This is a genomic window from Micromonospora sp. NPDC049089 (assembly GCF_040648775.1).
In the GTDB taxonomy this organism is placed as follows: Bacteria; Actinomycetota; Actinomycetes; order Mycobacteriales; family Micromonosporaceae; genus Micromonospora.
This window is the reverse complement of record NZ_JBEZEH010000333.1, coordinates 1-4,008: the sequence shown is the minus strand read 5'-3', so window position 1 is coordinate 4,008 and position 4,008 is coordinate 1. Positions and strand designations below refer to the sequence as shown.

Annotated in this window: 6 protein-coding genes; 3 read left to right on the top strand and 3 right to left on the bottom strand. The window is 72.5% G+C overall.

All coding sequences use genetic code 11. The features are described 5' to 3' along the window. Window positions 1-68: 68 nt before the first annotated feature. Together AB0B48_RS32170 and AB0B48_RS32165 are read right to left on the bottom strand one after the other, a co-directional pair. Window positions 69-719 carry an HAD family phosphatase gene (locus AB0B48_RS32170; protein ID WP_357208202.1) on the bottom strand — a complete coding sequence of 217 codons (651 nt, stop codon included), beginning with the start codon at window positions 717-719 and terminating at the stop codon, window positions 69-71. Window positions 720-840: 121 nt separating this feature from the next. Continuing rightward, window positions 841-1,584, bottom strand: coding sequence for a neutral zinc metallopeptidase (locus AB0B48_RS32165; protein ID WP_357208199.1), 744 nt, complete (start codon window positions 1,582-1,584; stop codon window positions 841-843). Window positions 1,585-1,787: 203 nt separating this feature from the next. Here AB0B48_RS32165 and AB0B48_RS32160 point away from each other — a divergent pair, with 203 nt between their 5' ends. Next, the gene (locus AB0B48_RS32160) at window positions 1,788-2,045 is read left to right on the top strand and encodes a hypothetical protein (RefSeq protein WP_357208196.1); all 258 of its coding nucleotides are present in this window, start codon (window positions 1,788-1,790) and stop codon (window positions 2,043-2,045) included. Between the two features lie 6 nt (window positions 2,046-2,051). On the opposite strand, the gene AB0B48_RS32155 is transcribed toward AB0B48_RS32160, so the two are convergent. After that, on the bottom strand, window positions 2,052-2,255 hold the full coding sequence (locus tag AB0B48_RS32155) for a hypothetical protein (RefSeq protein ID WP_357208193.1): 204 nt from the start codon (window positions 2,253-2,255) through the stop codon (window positions 2,052-2,054). Between the two features lie 205 nt (window positions 2,256-2,460). Here AB0B48_RS32155 and AB0B48_RS32150 point away from each other — a divergent pair, with 205 nt between their 5' ends. Together AB0B48_RS32150 and AB0B48_RS32145 are read left to right on the top strand one after the other, a co-directional pair. Beyond that, window positions 2,461-2,853: a YciI family protein gene (locus AB0B48_RS32150; protein WP_238680394.1), complete on the top strand. Its 393-nt coding sequence runs from the start codon at window positions 2,461-2,463 to the stop codon at window positions 2,851-2,853. 4 nt (window positions 2,854-2,857) lie between these two features. Further along, window positions 2,858-4,008: DUF6596 domain-containing protein (locus tag AB0B48_RS32145; protein WP_357208190.1), on the top strand; the 1,151-nt coding region annotated here is incomplete at its 3' end.

Genomic DNA, 4,008 nt, shown 5'->3' with positions numbered 1-4,008 from the left:
CCGATTCTTCTTACTAATTCGTGTGCCCGTGTTCTTCCGTCGCCCTCACCCGGGCCTCCCTTTTGTGTTCAGGCAGCGGCCCGATCGGTCAACAGCGCCGCGAGCAGCGCCAGGTCCACGCCGGTCAGGTTCTCCACCTGGTGTACGCCGACAGTGCTCGGCAACGCCACCTCCGCCGGTACGGCCAGGACCGCCGCGCCCGAGGCGAGCGCGCTGGCCACCCCCGTCGGTGAGTCCTCGATCGCCACGCACCGCTCGATCGGCACACCCAGCAGCCGGGCGGCGGTCAGGTACGGCTCGGGGTGCGGCTTGGCCGCCACCACCTCGTCGCCGGCGACCACCGTGTCGAAGTTGTCCCGACCGAGGGTGTCCAGGGCGATCTCGACGAGCGCCCGGGGACTGGAGGTGACCAGCGCGGTGGGGATTCCCGCCGCGCGGACCGCTCCCAACAGGTCGAACGCGCCCGGCTGCCAGCGCAGACCGGTGCGGAACAGCTCCAGGATCCGGGCGTTGATCCACGCCGCGCTGATCTCCGGATCCCGTTCGGGCTGCCCCAGGTCGTCGTGCAGGATGCGCATCGACTCGGCCATGGCGGTGCCGATGATCGACTGGCGGGCGTCGACGGAGAGTTCCCCGCCGTACTCCTTCGCGAGTTCCTGCAACGCGACGTCCCACAGCTTCTCGCTGTCGACCAACGTGCCGTCCATGTCGAAGAGCACAGCGGCGGGGTGATGGCTGCTCAGCGGAACCTCCAGGGTCGTGACCGACACCGGCGATCCTGCCAGCAGCCGCAGGGGCCGGTGGCGGCAACGGGCGTCAGGGTGATCCGGGCAACCCCGTTCAGCCCAGGTCGCACTCCTTCAGGGAACCCTCGTAACCCCGGAAGAACCTGTCGGTGCGCTGCTCGGCGGTGCCGTGCGCCCCTTCGGCGAACCACGGCTGGTCCGGGTCGTCGCCGACCGCCGCCACCCCCTCCCGGAACTCGTCCAGGTCGCCCTCGGCGAGGGTCAGGGTCCCCGAGCGCACCGAGTCGCCGAGGTACGCCCCGGCCATGCAGTCGGCCTGCAACTCCTGCTGGATGGTGAAGCTGTAGTTGATGCCCAGCCGCACCTGGATGGCGTGCGCGTACTCGTGCCCGAGCAGGTAGAACACGAACGCGTCACCGACCTCGCGGAACGCCGCCACCGACCAGGCGACGTCGTACGCGATGAAGTCGCCCTGCGAGCAGTAGACGGCGTTGTTGCGGGGCAACGCCTGTCCGCCGCAGGACACCTCGCCGTCACGCTGGTACGGGATGATCCGCCGGATGGGTCGGAACCGCTGCCCGGATTCCTTGAACTGGGCCGCCCAGTACCGCTCGGCGATCGCCTGCGCGTCGGCGACGTCCAGCTCGAACTCGGCGACGCTGGTGGTGCTGTCGGCCCGGGTGGTGCCCGGTCCCGGTGACGCTGCCGGCGGGTTCGCCCCGGGGCGCTCGGCCTCCGGCTCGGCCAGCCCACCGCCCGCGCAGGCGAGGGAGACGAGGGCGGCGATCAGCAGACCCGCCACCGGGCCCCGCGCGTCGCGTCCGAACCGTGCCCCCACTGTGCCTCCCCAGACATCGGTGCTCGCGCTGCGATGTACCCCGACGATACGACCGCCACGCCCATCACCGGTTCTACGCAGGGTGGGGACGGACGGTTCACGTCGATCAGCTCGGTGCTGTTCTGTCGGCGCCGGGGGCGGCGGGTATGCGCGGGCAGGGGCATCGGGTTTACGTGGCACAGGGCGGCGGGTTTGCTCGGCAGTTGCGCGACGACGAGGTGCCGCCTCGGGTGGTGGCCGGGTACGCGCCCGTGCTGCTCGTGTGGTCGTCGCTGTGGCCGCACCGACCGTTGGACCGGATCCGCTTCGACCTGACGGCCGGGCAGCCCGGCGGGGACTGCGCGCTGCGCTGGACGCTCACCACCGACGGCGACCTACCAAGCGAGAGCACCCTCGGGCACTTACGCCACCGCCTCAACTACCTGATCAGCGACCGGCTCCGCCGCTCGTACGGCCAGTAGCGTCGCTCAACCGCTCGACTCCCGACCGCGATGCCAGGTGTCACCCTGGTCACCGTGCCGCTCGGCCTCGTACCTGTGCTGCCGACTCCGAGCCTCCCGCCCAGCCGCCGGATCGCCCCCGACGTCCGCTCGCCCCCGCCGAGCCACCACGCCGTACGCCACCCCCGCCGCGACGACGAAACCCCCGACCACCACCCACACCACAGTCATGCCGCCAACCTAAGCCCCGCCCACCACCACCCCCGAACCCCGGTGATCATGAAGTTAGCGTCAACCCGCTCGGCGTGTCGTGACGCTAACTTCATGATCACCGATTCGGGTTGGGCTGGTGTGTCCGGAGGGCGGGGTTGGGTTCGACGTTTCGGTGGGTGCCGGGGTGGTGCCTCGCGGAGGAGGGGGAGAGATCGTGAAGTACATGATTTTGCTCTACGGGTCGCAGCAGGACTACGACGTGCTGTCGGGGCGGGCTTCGGACCGGCCGGCGATGTCGGCCGAGCAGATCGCGGCGATGCACCAGCACATGGAGACCTTTCACCAGGCGCTGGCCGAGTCCGGGGAGTTGGTCGACGCCCGAGGCCTGAGCGAGCCGGTGCACGCCCGCCGCGTCCAGGTGCGCGAGGGGGCACCAGTGGTCACCGACGGCCCGTACCCGGAGACGCAGGAGGTCCTCGCCGGTTACACCATCGTGGAGTGCGCCAGCTTCGACCGGGCCACCGAGATCGCCGCCGGCCTGGTCGACCCGGACGCCCCCGGTGGGTACGTGGACGTGCGCCCGGTGCTCGACGGTGTCGAGGACCTGGCCGGCTGACCCGGTGCCGGAGACTCCCGCCGAGGGCCTGCTGCGCGAACTGGCGCCGCAGGTCCTCGGCGCGCTGGTCCGCCGCTACGGGCACTTCGACACGGCCGAGGACGCGGTGCAGGAGGCGTTGATCGCCGCCGCGCACGGTTGGCCGCGCGACGGCGTACCGGAGAATCCGCGTGGCTGGCTGATCACCGTGGCGTCCCGCCGGCTGACCGACCTGCTGCGTCGCGAACAGGCCCGGATGCGACGGGAGGACACGGTGGCCCGGTGGGTGCTGCCGGAGCAGTGGAGCGCCCCCGCCGCCGACCGTCCGCAGGCGGACGCCGACGACACGCTCATCCTGTTGTTCCTGTGCTGCCACCCGGCGCTGTCGGCGGCGTCGCAGATCGCGCTCACCCTGCGGGCGGTGGGCGGGCTCAGCACCGCCGAGGTGGCGCGCGCGTTCCTGGTCCCGGAGGCGACAATGGCCCGGCGGATCAGTCGGGGTAAGCAGCGGATCCGTGACAGTGGGCTGCGGTTCGCGCCGCCCACCGGCCCGGAGCGCGCCGACCGGCTCGCCGCCGTGCTGCACGTCCTCTACCTGATCTTCACGGAGGGGTACGCCCGCACCGCCGGGCCCGGTCTGCTGCGCGCCGACCTGACCGCCGAGGCGATCCGGCTGACCCGGCTGGTGCGCCGGCTGGTGCCCGAGGACCCCGAGGTCACCGGGCTGCTCGCGTTGATGCTGCTCACCGACGCCCGCGCGCCGGCGCGGATCGGCCCGCACGGTGAGCTGGTGCCGATGGCCGAGCAGGACCGCTCCCGGTGGCGGGCCGACCAGATCGCCGAAGGGGTCGAGCTGATCACCGGGGCACTGCCGCGCGGGGTGGTCGGGGCGTACCAGCTCCAGGCGGCCATCGCGGCCGTGCACGACGAGGCGCCCAGCGCGGCGGCCACCGACTGGGCGCAGATCACCGCGCTGTACGAGGTGCTTCTCGGGATGTCCGACAACCCGGTGGTGGCGCTCAACCACGCGGTGGCGGTGGCCATGAGCCGGGGCGCGCCGGCCGGCTTGGCGCTGCTCGCCGCCCGGGGCCCCGACCCCCGGCGCGCCGGCCACCCCCCACTGCCGGCCCCGCGCGCCCCCCGCGGGGGGCGGGCGGGGGTACGGGGCGCCGCCGG